Annotated in this window: 13 protein-coding genes; all 13 read right to left on the bottom strand. The window is 29.5% G+C overall.

Going from position 1 to position 16,903, the window contains the following annotated elements:
* Positions 1–89: 89 nt before the first annotated feature.
* The 13 genes from csrA to cysJ all read right to left on the bottom strand — a co-directional run bounded on the left by csrA (position 90) and on the right by cysJ (position 16,550).
* Positions 90–275, bottom strand: a complete 186-nt coding sequence (csrA, locus tag BCHRO640_RS00875) for a carbon storage regulator CsrA (protein ID WP_011282722.1) — start codon at positions 273–275, stop codon at positions 90–92.
* 187 nt (positions 276–462) lie between these two features.
* Entirely contained in the window at positions 463–3,102 is a 2,640-nt protein-coding gene (gene alaS, locus BCHRO640_RS00870) for an alanine--tRNA ligase (protein WP_015344462.1), read from the bottom strand.
* Positions 3,103–3,999: 897 nt separating this feature from the next.
* Positions 4,000–4,953 carry a peptidoglycan DD-metalloendopeptidase family protein gene (locus BCHRO640_RS00860; RefSeq protein WP_015344461.1) on the bottom strand — a complete coding sequence of 318 codons (954 nt, stop codon included), beginning with the start codon at positions 4,951–4,953 and terminating at the stop codon, positions 4,000–4,002.
* Positions 4,954–5,602: 649 nt separating this feature from the next.
* Positions 5,603–6,076 (bottom strand): 2-C-methyl-D-erythritol 2,4-cyclodiphosphate synthase, encoded by a 474-nt coding sequence (ispF, locus tag BCHRO640_RS00855; protein ID WP_011282719.1) that lies wholly within the window; start codon positions 6,074–6,076, stop codon positions 5,603–5,605.
* Between the two features lie 14 nt (positions 6,077–6,090).
* Positions 6,091–6,798: a 2-C-methyl-D-erythritol 4-phosphate cytidylyltransferase gene (gene ispD, locus BCHRO640_RS00850; RefSeq protein ID WP_015344460.1), complete on the bottom strand. Its 708-nt coding sequence runs from the start codon at positions 6,796–6,798 to the stop codon at positions 6,091–6,093.
* A gap of 71 nt (positions 6,799–6,869) precedes the next feature.
* Positions 6,870–7,145, bottom strand: coding sequence for a septum formation initiator family protein (locus BCHRO640_RS00845; RefSeq protein WP_015344459.1), 276 nt, complete (start codon positions 7,143–7,145; stop codon positions 6,870–6,872).
* Between the two features lie 371 nt (positions 7,146–7,516).
* Entirely contained in the window at positions 7,517–8,152 is a 636-nt protein-coding gene (gene cysC, locus BCHRO640_RS00840; RefSeq protein ID WP_015344458.1) for an adenylyl-sulfate kinase, read from the bottom strand.
* Between the two features lie 13 nt (positions 8,153–8,165).
* Complete coding sequence (gene cysN, locus BCHRO640_RS00835) at positions 8,166–9,596, bottom strand: sulfate adenylyltransferase subunit CysN (protein ID WP_015344457.1); 1,431 nt, start codon at positions 9,594–9,596, stop codon at positions 8,166–8,168.
* Positions 9,597–9,605: 9 nt separating this feature from the next.
* Entirely contained in the window at positions 9,606–10,520 is a 915-nt protein-coding gene (cysD, locus tag BCHRO640_RS00830) for a sulfate adenylyltransferase subunit CysD (RefSeq protein WP_015344456.1), read from the bottom strand.
* A 16-nt stretch (positions 10,521–10,536) separates the two neighbouring features.
* Complete coding sequence (gene cysG / locus BCHRO640_RS00825) at positions 10,537–11,967, bottom strand: siroheme synthase CysG (RefSeq protein ID WP_015344455.1); 1,431 nt, start codon at positions 11,965–11,967, stop codon at positions 10,537–10,539.
* Positions 11,968–12,248: 281 nt separating this feature from the next.
* Entirely contained in the window at positions 12,249–13,010 is a 762-nt protein-coding gene (locus tag BCHRO640_RS00820; RefSeq protein WP_015344454.1) for a phosphoadenylyl-sulfate reductase, read from the bottom strand.
* Positions 13,003–14,730 carry an assimilatory sulfite reductase (NADPH) hemoprotein subunit gene (gene cysI / locus BCHRO640_RS00815; protein WP_015344453.1) on the bottom strand — a complete coding sequence of 576 codons (1,728 nt, stop codon included), beginning with the start codon at positions 14,728–14,730 and terminating at the stop codon, positions 13,003–13,005. Before cysI ends, BCHRO640_RS00820 begins: the two co-directional genes overlap by 8 nt.
* Positions 14,730–16,550 carry an NADPH-dependent assimilatory sulfite reductase flavoprotein subunit gene (gene cysJ, locus BCHRO640_RS00810; RefSeq protein ID WP_015344452.1) on the bottom strand — a complete coding sequence of 607 codons (1,821 nt, stop codon included), beginning with the start codon at positions 16,548–16,550 and terminating at the stop codon, positions 14,730–14,732. The genes cysI and cysJ overlap by 1 nt, the downstream gene beginning before the upstream one ends.
* Between the last annotated feature and the right edge of the window lie 353 nt (positions 16,551–16,903).

The following is a 16,903-nucleotide window of genomic DNA, read 5'->3' as shown; positions in this document are numbered from 1 at the left end:
CTACATTACGTTGTTTTTATGTAATTTACAACTAAATTTTTTATCATAAAATTACTATGTTTGGAAATTTATTTTATAAAATAATAAATTTAGCACAAATTCTGTTGTGATTTTTCAGATTTGATACGTTGATAAATTTCTTCTCGGTGTATAGATATCTCCTTGGGAGCATTTACACCAATACGGACTTGGTTCCCTTTAATACCTAATACAGTTACTGTAACCTCATCTCCAATGACGAGAGTTTCACCAACTCGTCGAGTCAGAATAAGCATTCTTTACTCCTTGAAAAATTCAAATAACCGGACTTCTTAAATTTTACTGTTTTTAAAATTTTTGAACAATATAAAATAAACATCTGCATATGATATTTATACTGTTTGTAAAATTTTAACGCACCACTTTAAGAACACATTAATAATTTTTATTTTAAAACAACTTTTAATATAATTGTGCAATTATTTACAATATATTATGTAATAAGGAATTTACTTCAATAGATATTTTGGATGTAGTTGCCATATTGTTAATACCGGCTTGAGCAAAATCTAGTCTACCTCCGCCTTTTCCGCCGAGGATCTTAATGATATACTGAACTAAAGATAAAGCGTTTATACGATTACGTTCTATTAAATCTTTAGTTACAGCTACTACTAAATTAATTTTTTTGTTTGTATTCAGATTAATAAGAACAATCACTCCTGATTTTAACTGATGTTTAATACAATCTGTCATATTAAATAATGTTTTTGGCGTCATATTGATAACCTGCTTAACTAAGATTCGCACATCTTTAATATAATAGACATCTTTAATAAATGATAAACTTTGTTGTATAATTTGTTGATTTCTTAAAGCATCTATTTCTTTTTCCAATTTTTGATAACGACATTTAAATTCATGTATTTTACTTAAAATATTTTTATCATCACTTTGAGTCGATTGAAAAATATTTTTAAGTAACATTTTATATTGATGTATTGCAGATAATGCTACGTTATTAGTTACTGCTTCAACACGTCTAATACCAGCAGCAATACTACATTCTTTAGTAATCACAAATACACCAATTTCTCCAGTATGCTCAGCATGGGTTCCTCCGCATAATTCAGTAGAAAAATTTCCTATTTTTAGAACACGAACTTTTTTATCATATTGTTTATTTATCAATATTACAGCTCCACTATTTCGAGCTAGTTCTATTGGCATCACATCAACTGTAATTGGAGCATTCTTCCAAATTTGTTCATTTACAATATTTTCTACTGTATTCATTTGTATTGTCGTCATCGTTGCATGATGACAAAAATCAAACCGTAAGTATCGATCGTTCACCAAGGATCCCTTTTGCGTTACGTGAGATCCGAGAACTTGAGATAACGCAGCATGTAGCAAATGCGTAGCGGAGTGATTTAAAGAAATGCATTTCCTTTTATGTTGATCTACTTGAGCTACTATTTCCTCCCCAACGCTAATAGTCCCGCTATTGACTATCCCTAAATGACCTATTGCTTGTCCATATTTTTTCGTATTGGTAACCTGAAAAAATCCGGATATAGTATTTAATTGACCACAATCTCCAATTTGACCTCCAGATTCTCCATAAAAAGGGGTATTATTCAGAATCACTATTCCTTCTTCTTTTGTATAAATTTTATTTATTGATTTATTGTTTTGGAACAATGCCATTACTCGAGATTTACAAATCAGTTTATCATATCCAACAAATATGCTTGATACATTACAAAGTGATAACTTTTCATAACTTATATCAAATTTATTTAGTTCTTTTGCATATTTTTTTTGTGTCAACATGGCTTGATCAAATCCTTCTTGATCTACGTGTATGCCACGTTTTAAACAGACATCTTGAGTTAATTCAAATGGAAATCCATAAGTATCATATAAGTTAAATGCTATTTCACCATTTAGGCAATTTCCTTTTAATCGTATTAATTGTTTTTCTAATAATTCTAAACCTCTTTTTAAAGTATCTTGAAATAATTTTTCTTCACTAAGTAAAATTTCTGCTATAAAATCTTTCTTTTCATGTAAAATATCAGCTATATGGTGCATATATTTAATAAGAGGAGAAACTAATTTGTAAAAAAAAATATCATTTACACCTAATTTTTTTCCATGAAGAATAGCTCTACGAATAATACGACGTAATACATAACCACGTCCTTCATTGGCAGGGAGGACTCCATCTTGGATTAAAAATGAACATGCACGTATATGATCAGCAATCACATACACAGATCTATTTATATAGATATCATTAATTTTCATGATTCGAGATATAGAAGATATTAATTTTTTAAATACATCAATAGAAAAATTACTATTTACTCCTTGCAATATTGAAGTAATACGTTCTAACCCCATTCCAGTATCTACTGATAACATAGGGAGTGATAAAAGACGACCATTTTCTTGACGATCAAATTGTATAAATACTAAATTCCAAATTTCAACATATCTTTCCCCAAATTCTTCTAAACTGCCAGGAGGTCCTCCTTGAAATCGATCACCGCGATCATAAAATATTTCTGAACAAGGTCCACAAGGACCGATATTTCCCATTTGCCAAAAATTATCAGAATCACAAAAATCGTTTGTATTACTACCAATTTTAACAATATGTTCATTAGGGATATCTATTTGATTTGACCAAATATCATAAGATTCACCATCGCAATTATGTACTGTTACCCATAATTTATTTTTAGATAAATTGAACCAATTAACGTCTGTTAATAACTCCCAAGCAAATTGAATAGCCTCATTTTTAAAATAATCTCCAAAACTAAAATTACCTAACATCTCAAAAAATGTTAAATGCCGCTCAGTATATCCAACATTATTTAAATCATTATGTTTACCTCCAGCACGTACACAACGTTGCGCGGTAGCAACACGCTTAAATAATGGCTTATCAATTCCTAAAAATATATTTTTAAACTGATTCATACCGGAGTTAGTAAATAATAATGTTTGATCACTACTAGGAATCAAAGTACTACTTGAAATAATTTCATGTCCTTTTTTTTTAAAAAAATTAAGAAATTCTTGACGAATATCATCAATATTTTTGTACATGTAGATTCCATCATGGAATAAAATTCCATATATATAGCTCGTATTACTCTGTATTATAAACAATTTTCAAAAAGATAGAAATCAAAATCACAGAATATTATGTATATTTAAAGTATATAGAAATTCATTTTCTACTTAAATATCACCAATTATTATTAATAATATAGTAATTTACTATTTTACAAATAAATTTCAAAAAATACAAAGTTTAAAATTTTTATAAATAATTTTTTCTTATATTCATAAATAATAATAGATAAGTATTTAAGCAATAGTATCAAACTATTTCTATATATAATTTTAAAAACATGGATGTAATTTTTTTTGATTAATAATATACGTTTGTATTTGTTAAATATTGTTTCTAACAACATTTCATTAGTATATGTATAGATATGTATTCCAATGTTATTTTGAAATAAATCAGAAGTATCAAAGTGCATTAACACTGTTACTACAATATTCCTCAAATATCGTTATCATTTTAAACATATTTTTTTGCAACAAAATGAATAAAACATAATATAATTTTCCACAGTTACCATAACTTTGTTGCCGCACTGAAATTGCGATACATTTTATTGTTTTGATTAATATCGTAATCGCATAAATATATTATTATATATGCTCGATACTATATTTTATTAAATTAAAAAAGATGATCTTTCTTGTATAATTAAAGCATATCAATAGATATAAACCTAATGTATATACCTGAAAAATAAAATATAAAACCATGTGCATGTATTTTTACGTTAATAACTGACCAAAATTATTTAAACTAAAATATTTCAAATAATCATTAAATTAATTCAATCATAAAAAGTAATATTTATTTATACAAATAAAATATTTTCGTATATTCGAAATATAATATTAATTTGTAATCAATTTAAATTACCTATTTTGGAGATAAAATAAAGGATCTACAGATTTTCCTTTATATCTGATTTCAAAATGTAATTTTACTTCATTAGTTCCGCTGTTACCCATGGTTGCAATCTTGTCGCCCATCTTAACTATTTGTTGTTCATTAACTAATATCATATCATTATGCGCATAAGCGCTAAGATAGTTATTATCATGTTTGATGATAATCAAGTTACCGTATCCTTTCAATGTATTTCCAATATATACTACTTTTCCATTAGCGGTAGCTAAAATAGGTTGCCCTAAAGCACCAGATATATCAATTCCTTTACTACCTCTTTCAGAATCAGAAAAAGTATTAATAATTATACCATTTGTTGGCCAATACCAGTTCTTGATTGTTGCTGAGTCTGATGCTGTTGAACTAGAAACCATATTATAAGACATGTCCATATTAGAATAAGTATTGTTATACGTACTAGAATAAAACAATTGTTTTTTAACAAAAAATAATATTTTTTTAAAAGCATTATTACCGCTATCAAAAGGAATAAAAATTTTTCTTAAGAATTTTTCAAAATATAACCACATTATATTACGACGTACTATTAGCACTTGATCTACTTTTAATACATTTATATTTTTAATATTATTGATTTTTGCTAAATTTAAACAATTATTTCCCGTAATCCAAGCAATATAAAATAAAGTATCACCTGATTTTACCGTATATGTAGACTTGTGATAAGAACTGTAATTTGTATGATTGTACTTATGAATGTTAGCAGCCACAGGTATTATCTGTGGATACCGTATATTTTTCTTTTTATCTTGAGGCATATAAATAGTAATAACATCAGAATTCAGGGATTGTGACGTGCATTTATTATGGTATCTATGGATATTATCTCCAGAGCACCCCTCTAGAGATACAAGAACTACTATTATATAAATTATCGATCTGCTACTATCTACTAGCATAATAGATGTGCTAAACTCCCCTGCTCCCTGCTTATTTTCTATTGATAATTTATTTGTTTAAGAATCATACAATATACGAATAATACATATGCATTCGACATTAATATTAAATATATTTTATATAATCAAATAAACAATTCATAAATTTAACATACATCCCAATGCTACGTATTAATAATCAGTATATAATATTTACTTGTTGCATACAACAATAAAATTATTTTTAATAATTTTTTAGAATCGTTATTATATATTTTTAATATTTAAATATTTTTTTATAAAAAAATCACCGGCATATAGTATATATTAAAAACTAAATAAGTATCTTATAAAATAAGAATAATTTTATATTTTTTATAAATCATAATATTTATATTCAATATACATATCACATATAAATGTGTGCACGATAATATACATCCTATATCTTTATATAGGATCTGATGATACTGGTTGTAGTAATTTACTAATAGATAATAAATATTAGAATATCACATATATTTTGTATATTAATTTATCTAGAATTAGTTACACATCATTATAACCGTAATAATAATTAAAATAATTCTTAGATAAATCTATCGTATTGATAGATTTATATGTGAACTATGAAATAGAAATATACGTATTTTATTATTTTAATAAATGTTTAACGTGTTAATAACACGACTGCTATACACGCAATACCCTCAGATCGGCCAATATATCCCAGTGTGTCAGTTGTAGTGGCTTTTATATTAATACTAGTTACTGAACAATTTAAATCTTGAGATAAATGATGTTTCATCTGATAAATATATGTGTTTATCTTTGGGATTTGTAGGATTACAGTAATATCTATATTTTCTAATAAGAATCCTTGCATGGTAATTTTTTCCCATGCAATTCGTAACAATTTTCGACTATCTATATTATTATATTTAGCATCAGTATCCGGAAACATCGACCCAATATCACCACAACAGGCAGCTCCCAATAAAGCATCGATTAGTGAATGCATCATCACGTCGCCATCAGAATGCGCTTTAATTCCTTTCATACAGGGAATACTCACACCCCCAATGGTAAGCGGTCGACATCCTCCAAATTGGTGCACATCAAACCCATAACCAATACGTAACATGCTTACAATCCTTGTTAAGTTTTTTTATATAATTTAGATAAATAAAAGTTAGCTAATTTTAAATCATTTTGATGAGTAACTTTTATATTATCAGAACGACCGTGTATCACAATGGATTTATACCCACAATATTCTATTGCTGATGCTTCATCAGTAACAGTTACTCTATTTTTTAAAGCTTTTTTAAGACAATATTTTAAAAGATCATAATTAAACAACTGTGGAGTTAAAGCATGCCATAAATTTTCACGATCTACAGTATATCTTATAAAATTAGTCCCACAGTAAGTTCGTTTAATAGTATTACAAATTGGTATTGCTAAAATTCCACCTACTTGAGAAAATTTTGTGATCTCAAAAAGCCGTAATAAATCTTCATGATGTAAACAAGGACGCACCGCGTCATGCACAATAACCCAAACTGATTTTTTTACATGCTGTAATCCAGCCATAACTGAATCAGCTCGAGTGTGTCCTCCAACAACTACACTAACTCTAGGATCGTAAGAAATAGATAATTGACGAAACCAATGATCACGCGCATTAATTACTACGATGCAATGACGAATGCAGGATTGACATAATAAGGCGTTCATAGAATGTTCAATCAAAGTTTTATCACCTATGGTGCAGTATTGTTTCGGCAATAAACTTTTCATGCGTTTCCCAGTGCCTGCTGCTGGAAGGATAGCAGTAATGTATGGAATTTTTTTTTTCAACATATTTAGTATAAACACCCACATATATCAAAATAATTAAACCATCGTTGACTTTTATTTAATTAATATTGCTGTTACAATGTTATTAGATAAAAAGTTTCACCGTGTTTAATCATACCAAGGTCATATCTTGATCGTTCCTCGATTGCTTCATATCCATGAAGTAAATCATAAATTTCATATAATAATTGATTATTGCGAACCTTTAGTTGATCAATATTATTAATATTTTTATATAATGTAATTGTATTATGGATATTTATTAAATCACAAATACCATTTTTTCCTAACCAAAGTGAATATTGTAACCAAGCCAACAATGCCACGAATATACAATTTAACTTATTCATTTTTACGCTAATTCATTATATTTTACATTAATTAATCGATTATATTCACAATATACCCAACTCGCTGTTACTGATAATGAATAAAAATCTATTAAATAGGTAACTTATGGTCATTAAATATATAATTGTAGTTATTGATATAAACTTATAATACATGTTAAAATGACCGATTTAAAAAATCATCATAATTTATGATAATTTTATTATAAAAGAGTATTTTTTTTTTAAAAGATTTATTTTAATTATAAAATATAAAAATTATTGTGTTTCTATTAAAACAAAATAATCTTTACTAAAGATAGTATCCATTCATCATAGAATATGATTAATCATACAAATTATTAAGTATATAAATTTATATTACATCTATATTAGATAGATAAGTTTATTTTAGACAAATGCTCAATACACGATGATCGCAATATTTGATTGATTAACTCTGTGATCGATTTTTGCCCATCTAAATGTATATCTGGTTTTTTTGGTCGTTCATAAGGAGAACTTATACCAGTAAAATTTTCTATTTCACCTAATCTAGCTCTTTTATACAAACCTTTTGAATCACGTTGTTCACACACATTAAAGGGTGTATCAACAAATATTTCAATAAAATGATTGATGGGAAACATATTACGTACCATTTGACGCTCACGATGATAAGGAGAAATAAAAGTAGCTAATACTACTACGCCAGCATCAACCATCAATCGCGCTGTTTCCCCTACTCGACGCATATTTTCATGTCGATCATGATCACTAAATCCTAAATCTCGACACAATCCATGTCGGACATTATCTCCATCCAACATATATGTACTGATATTTCTATGATGTAATTTTGTTTCTAAAACATTAGCTAAAATTGACTTACCGGATCCTGATAGCCCTGTAAACCATAACAATATAGCTCGATGTTTATGTAAAAGCTCACGATCTTGTTGTGTTATATAACAAGTATTCCAAAAAATATTTTTGTTAGATATACGATTGATATTTTTATGAATCATAATATGATTATCATCATGATAAGTCTTGGATTTTCCAATGAGGAAAATGAAAACGAATAAATTCATGTAATGCCAATTCAAATTCACTATAATTTTTAGTATACTTAAACTTATGAGGCGCGATAGGAGTACGAACCATTCCAGCTCCTACAGTCTCATTGGTTAATAAATCAATAAATATCATACTACCAGTTATTGGGTAATGAGAATATTGATCTAGTATCAGTGGCTCATCAAATAACAACCTTGCTAGTCCAATTCCATTGAGTGAAATTGTGTTTGTCTTTTGAGATTGCAAGGTATTAATATCTATTTGGTATTCTATATTTTTTACCTGCGCTCTTACAACTTTAGTAGCAATCTTGACATTAAAATATTGATTTTTTTTTAATGCTTCTTTTTTCATCCATACCACATCTACCAACGCATTCTGAACTGGTGTAATAGTAGCATGAGAATCAATTATCATATCTCCACGACTAACGTCAAGATCATCTTCCAAAGTTATAGCAATTGCCTCTCTAGCCCCAGCATGTGTTTGATCCTCATGAAATTTAATAATACGTTTAATAGTAGAAGTAGTATTGGAAGGAAAAATATTAATACGTTGTCCAACATGCATACTACCGGAAGCAATAGTGCCAACATAACCTCGGCAATCTAAATTATGACGAATTACATACTGTACTGGAAAGCGTAATTCTTGTTGCTCGAAGTGTAAGGAATCATTAATCTGGATATTTTCTAACATTTCCAACAATGTAGGTCCTTTGTACCACTTCATATTTGTTGATAATGTCGTAACATTATCCCCGTCTACAGCAGATATTGGAATAAATGTTGTATGTATCTCAGTCGGTAAATGTTTCTTAGTAAATTCTAAATATTCTTTGCTAATTTTTTGAAATATTTTTTGGTTATAATTTATTAAATCCATTTTATTAATTGCCACTATAATATACTGAATACCTAGAAGTACAGTGATAAACCAATGCCTTTTAGTTTGACTCTGTATTCCTTTACGAGCATCAACTAATAAAATAGCCAATTCGCTAGTAGAAGCACCAGTAACCATATTTTTTGTATATTCTATATGCCCTGGAGTATCAGCAATGATAAATTTACGTTTTTTAGTAAAAAAATAACGATAAGCAACATCTATAGTAATACCTTGCGCGCGTTCCGATTGTAATCCATCTACCAGCAATGCTAAGTCTAATTTATTTTTTTGAGTACCAATTTTTTTGCTATCCGTATAAAGAATAGATAACTGATCATCATAAATTTGATAAGAATCGTGCAACAACCGGCCTATCAAGGTACTTTTACCATCGTCTACGCTACCACATGTAAGAAAGCGCAACAACATTTTATGTTGTTGCGCATATAAATAATTTTCAATTCCTCCATGATTGATAATTTCCTGCTCTATGGTGTTAATCATAATGATCCTTTAGAAATAACCTTGACGTTTTTTACTTTCCATAGATCCAGATTGATCAAAATCAATGATTCGACCTTGGCGCTCACTTTTCTTAGATATTAACATTTCCTCAATTATTGCAGGTAATGTCTCTGCTCGAGATTCAATCGCTCCGGTTAATGGCCAACATCCCAACGTACGAAATCGTACCATACGTGTTTCTACAACTTCTTCAGATGTAAGATTGATTCGATCGTCGTCCACCATAATCAAATTACCATTCCTACGAATCACAGGTCGATTTTTAGCTAAATATAATGATACTATATCAATTTTTTCAAAAAAAATATACTGCCAAATATCTAATTCTGTCCAATTGGATAAAGGAAATACACGAATACTTTCTCCTTTATTAATTTTGCTATTATAATTATGCCATAATTCCGGACGTTGTTTTCTAGGATTCCAACAATGAAATTTATCTCGAAACGAATAAATCCGTTCTTTAGACCTAACTTTTTCTTCATCCCGGCGAGCGCCTCCGAAAGCTGCATCAAAACTATATTGATGTAATGCTTGTTTCAATCCTTCTGTTTTCATAATATCTGTATGTTTAGCGCTACCATGAATAAATGGGTTGATTCCCATAGATATTCCTTCTGGATTTTTATGCACTAATAACTCTAAATCATAAGATTTAGCGGTATTGTCTCGAAATAAATACATTTCATGAAATTTCCAACCAGTATCTATATGTAATAAGGGGAAAGGTAATGCGCTCGGATAAAATGCTTTTCGAGCTAAATGTAACATTACTGAAGAATCCTTACCTATAGAATATAACATGACTGGTTTTTGAAACTCAGCAACTACTTCACGAATAATATAGATACTTTCTGATTCTAATCTATGAAAATAAGTAATATGCTTTCTATTGTGGATCATACATTGTCCTTTTAACTTATATCAAATTAATAATTGAATTAATAAGATAATAATGCAATGCTTTTTGACCAAACCAATTAATTTTACTATGCAATGACACGACATCGCCAATAACTAACAAAGCGGGATAATCAGCCATTTGTGTCAATTTTTCTAATTCAATTAAGGTCCCAATTAAAATTTTTTGATCTTGATATGTCCCTCGACTAATTACGGCTACGGGCGTATGCATATTTCTTCCATGAATGATTAGATTATTCCTAATACTTATAGCATTAACCTTACCCATGTAAATGACTAATGTCTGTTGATTGTTCGATAAACTGTTCCAATTAAATTGATTATCGCCATTTGTATTATGTCCTGTAATAAAAACAACACTATGAGCATATTTTCTATGAGTTAAAGGAATACCAGAATAAGCCGCAACTCCGATTCCTGCTGTAATACCAGGAACTACTTGAAAAGCAATACCTGCCTCCGATATTGCTTGTAATTCCTCTCCGCCCCGTCCAAAAATAAATGGATCTCCTCCTTTCAGTCTAACGACTTTATTTCCTTTTTGCGCTAATTGTACTATAAATTGATTGAGTTTTTTTTGAGAAATTGAATGATTCCCAACATGTTTTCCAACACAAATTTTATCAGCATCGCGCCGGGCTAAATCTAGAATATCTGAATTAACTAAATAATCATATAGTATGATATCTGCTTGTTGTATTACTTGCAATCCTCTGATAGTTAACAATCCTGTATCTCCGGGCCCCGCTCCTACTAACGTGACATGACCTTTTTTATTATTCTTATTTTTTACAGAATTGTTAAGCGCATAATTTAAAACTTTATTGGCTTCTTTAGGGCGACCTTTTTCCATTAAGGTAACAACGTGCCCATTATAAAATATTTTCTCCCAAAACTGACGCCTAAGTACTGTATCTACGATATGCTGTTTTACTTTATTACGCCATGTTCCCGCCAATTTTGCTACAAATCCCAGAGACTTTGGTAATAACAATTCAAGTTTTTCACGTAAAATACGTGCTAAAATAGGCGCTTTTCCGCAAGAAGAAATTCCTATTAAAACAGGATTACGATCAACAATAGCAGGGAAAATAAATGAACATTTATTTTTGTCATCCACAGTATTTATTAATATATTGTGTTTTTCAGCATTTTGGTATATTAAAGTATTTAATTTAGAATCATTGGTTGCTACAATCACTAAAGTTACTTTATTTAACATAATAGGTTGAAAATTTTTACTAATCCAACTGATATTTTGTTTAATTAAAACTTTTTTTAATTCTGTACAAAGGGCGGGGGCTACTATTGTAATAGTAGCCCCCGCCCTTTGTAGCATGTGTATTTTTCGTGCAGCAACAGCGCCTCCCCCAACTACTAACACTGGCCTATTTTTGAGATCAATAAATATCGGTAAATATTCCACGGTATTACGTTGATGCTTAAGTAATAATAAAATATTAAAAGTTTTTAATGTACATATTATATAATTATATAATCACAAAATTATAATTAATGAATAATAGTTCATATTTTTTATTTTTTAAATTTTATTCTCTGCAATTATGAACATACATTTAAGATATTTTAATAATGACTAAAATTAAGAATACATACTATCAACCAGGATACTGTCTTGAAGTACAGTATCCCTCTACTAATACAAATAAAGTATAATTACATAAATATTTCATATAAATAATGAATTCACTCAATAATATGTAAACCACATTCACGTTGTAGCCCAAAAAAACGTGTGTCTTCTTCTTTCATACCAGGTTCCCATTTTCTGCTAGTATGCACATCTCCTATTGATACATAACCTTGTTGCCACAATGGATGATATTCCAAAGAATGTTTTTCAATGTACCTATGAATCTGAAGAGAATTCCAATCAACGATAGGTAAGAATTTAAAAATTCCATTTTGAATGGTTATTATTGGCAATTTTTTACGGCTATCTGACTGATTTCTTCTTAATCCTGCAAACCATGTTTCCACTTTCAGCGTCCTTAGAGCACGATGCATGGGTTCAACTTTGTTAATAGCATTGTATTTTTGGATTCCTTTTATACCCTGTGTCCATAATTTACCATATCGTGCTTCTTGCCATGCTGCAGATTGATTCGGAGAAAATATATGTAAATTTAATTGCATTTTTTCTGTCAATCGATCAATAAATCGATATGTTTCTGGAAATAAATAACCAGTATCAATTAAAATAATCGGAATATTAGGATAATAATGAGTGGTTAAATGTAAACTGACTGATGATTGAATACCAAAACTCGAAGACAATATTGCTCGCTTAGGTAAATATTCTATAGCCCATTTGAACCTATCTACCGTATTTAAAGATTCCAAATATCGATTTATTTTAACTAAAACCAATTTTTGTTCATTAGTGTCTAATGAATTGAATTCTGTAAAAGTCCAGCAATGATTAATAACATTTAATAGTTTATTCATAAAAATCTTTTTCAGAATTTATAACAGCATTAACTATCCCAGATCTTACTACATAATCTCCATAAGATTCTTGACTATTTCTCTCTTGTGCCCAACGACTAATAGTCATATCAAGAATATTTAAAATATCATTTTCCGTAATATTTTCTTTGTACAATCGAGGAATACGCGTACCGATATTATTACCTCCTAAATAAAGATTATAACGCCCAATTGATCTTCCTGTTAATCCAATTTCTGATAACATCGCGCGAGCACAACTGTTAGGGCAACCTGTTACTCGTAAAATAATAGCATCTTTTTCCAATCTATATTTAGACATGATATGCTCTATTTTAGTAACAAATTTTGGTAAAAATCGTTCTGCTTCTGCCATCGCTAATGGACAAGTAGGAAACGCTACACATGCCATAGATGCTTTTCGTTGCGGAGTAATATCATCATTGATTACACCATATTTTCTCAATGTACTTTCAATCATTAATTTATTGTCCTTAGATACTCCAGAAATAATTAAATTTTGATTTGCAGTCAACCTAAAAGAACCTGAATGTATTTGCGCAACTTCTGCAATCCCACGTTTTAAGAGCTTACGGGGATCATTATTTGATATTCTTCCGTTTTCTATAAATAAAGTAAGATGCCAATAATCATCAATACCCTGCACCCATCCAAATCGATCTCCTCTATCTGTAAATACATAAGGATGAATTGGATGAAATTGTACTCCAGAACGACGTTCAACTTCTGATTTAAATGCTGTCACTCCAACGCGCATCAAAGTATACTTTGTTTTAGCATGTCTACGGTCAGATCTATTTCCCCAATCTCTTTGTACTGTAACTACTGTTTCTGCAATTTTTAAAACATCTTTTTTAGAAATATATCCAAATGCGCTAGCTTTACGAGGATATGTGGTAATATCTCCATAAGTCATTGCTAATCCTCCGCCTACTAATACATTGAAACCAATTATTTGGTCAGTGTTCTCGCTTTTGATAGCAATAAAACTCAGATCGTTAGCATGAACATCTACATCATTTATAGGTGGTATCGCAATTGCTATTTTAAATTTACGAGGTAAATAAGTAGCGCTTAAAATTGGCTCAGAATCTGTAGATTCTGTTTTTTTTGAATCTAACCAAATTTCTGCATATGCATTAGATTTTGGCAGTAAATATGAAGAAATACTTTTTGCCAATTCCCATACTTGATAATGTAATGTTGATTCCATGGGATTAGCTGTGCATATTACATTACGATTTACATCTCCAGCAGTAGCTATAGAATCTAATCCCAATTTATTCAATAAACGATGCACATTTTTCAAGTTAGGTTTTAATAAACCATGCAGTTGAAAGGTTTGTCGAGTAGTAAGACGTATTGTGCCATATAAAGTATATTTTTCTGAAAAATCATCGATAGCCAACCATTGTGGCGGCATAATCACACCACCCGGTAAACGACAACGTAACATCATATTAATTAGTGGTTCTAATTTTTGATTTGCTCGTTCTACACGTACATCGCGATCATCCTGTTGATACATGCCATGAAATCTGATTAATTGAGCATCTTCTGTATTAAATCCACCGGTTAAGTTATTGTCTAAATTTTGAGCAATAGTGCCTCTTAGGAAGTTACTTTCTTTTTTGATTCGCTCATTATCGGATAATAAGGGTATATTTTTATCATTGTTATTATCATATTTTCTGTTCATTAGTAAATATCTCTCTGATAACGATGTTGTATCCGCATGTTATGCCAAAATTCATTCGCTTTATCTAAACCCATACTCCCGTGTTTAGATGCTAACATAACTAAAGCCTTATTTACATCTTGAGCCATATGTTTAGCATCGCCACATACATAAATATGAGCTCCTTCTTGAATCCATGACCAAAGCTCTACACCATTCTTTAATAATTTGTTTTGTACATAAATCTTATCATTTTGATCTCTGGACCAAGCTGTATCAATTTTGGTTAATAAACCATCTCTGCAATAACGTTGCCATTCAATTTGATAAAGAAAATCATCTATAAATCTTAAATTCCCAAAAAATAACCAGTTTTTTCCTGATGCACTATCCGCAGATCTTTGTTGCATAAAAGCACGAAACGGAGCAATACCTGTTCCGGCCCCAATCATAATTACTGGAACATTAGAATTTTTTGGTAGTCTAAAATTATTATTAGGTTCAATAAAAATACGTATTTTTTCATTTTCTTTTATGCGATCTACTAAATAACCACTAGCACCACCTGTTCTAAAGCGTTCATTTGTCTTATAACGTACTACGCTTACAGTAATATGTATTTCATCTCCTACCTCTGATTGAGCGGAAGAAATGGAATAAAATCGGGGTTTCATAGGACGTAATATTTGCAATAACTCTTGCGGAGTTATTGCAATTGATACACGATGCATCATTGCAATAATAGGCGTAGTTAAAATAAATTTATTTAATTTTTCTGAATTGCAGAATAAATCCAACAACATTTTATCTTGAGTAATAGTAGCTATATTTTTTACAACAACGGAAGTATTATGAGTTAATTCATAATGTTTCTGTAATGCTTCACTAAGAGACATTGGCTCTTCTTTAACTCGTACTTGTTCAGTTCCTTTCAATCTTAATAATTCTAGTAACTCATTAATAAGATTAGGATCATTTTCATACCACACTCCTAACGCATCTCCTGGTTGATAGTGTAAATCAGAATCAGCAATATCTATCTCTAAATGATGCACATCTTTCAGTGAGTCACGACTAGTAATTTTGTATCGGGTTGATAAACAAGCACTTAATGGATATTCTTTGTTATATACAGTGTTATTTACTTGCTCAAGACTATAACTGTTGTTATTTTGCTTAAATGTAGAAGTAGATATTATTTTATTTTTCAATAAAAGAACTATTTTTTTTCTCCATACATTAGCTTCTTCTTTAAAATCGATATCGACGTCGACTCGATCACATAATCGATGCGCTCCAAGCTCCTCTAATCGGTGATCAAAATCTTTTCCAGCTTTAGCAAAATATTCATATGACCGATCTCCAAAACTGAATACCGCAAAATGAGTATTTGGCATTTTAACTGCTTTATTGGAAAATAAATACCTGTATAACGCAATTGCTTCTTCTGGAGGTTCTCCCTCTCCATAAGTGGAAGTAATAATAATTAATAATCTTTCTTTAGAAATTTTCTTAAATTTGTAATCTCTAGCATCAAACAACATGACATCCATATTAATTGCATGAATATCATCGCGTAATTTCTCAGCTAATTGACGTGCATTTCCAGTTTGAGAAGCAGATATTAAAGTAATTGTTTTATTAAGACAAACACCTTCTATTTTAGTGTTTTCAGAAATATCAGTTATTTTATTAGTTTCTGCAACACTTGTTAATCCCCATAAGTATCCGGATATCCAAATCAGTTGAGAACTGGACAAAGTAACTAAAAATGATCGAATATAATCTAACTGTTCTGAAGTTAACGGTATTATTTCGCTATGTGCTGTTTTTTTTATCATTAAATTAAACTACTTAATCTGTTGTATAAATAACAAATCTTACAAATTAGTAAGGATGTGCATCTTCTTAAAATATCGATATATCCACGTAACCCAATTTATTTGGGTATTAAACAATATGAATTACTAACGTATATAAATAATTTAATTTGAAAATTTTTTAGATCTTATTAAAAAATATTTTTTAAGAATCATTTTTTGTTATTTTAAAACAACATAAACTGTAAGAAAATATAAAACACACATACTTCAACAGGTATGTTGTTATAGTAGCAATATAAAATATATGCGATATAATCAATTATTCAATTTTTTTGAAATTAACAAGAAACAGTTTATAACACAATACAAAA

The organism is Candidatus Blochmanniella chromaiodes str. 640 (assembly GCF_000331065.1).
GTDB classification, from domain to species: Bacteria; Pseudomonadota; Gammaproteobacteria; order Enterobacterales; family Enterobacteriaceae; genus Blochmanniella; species Blochmanniella pennsylvanica.
This window is presented reverse-complemented; position numbering and strand designations above follow the sequence as displayed.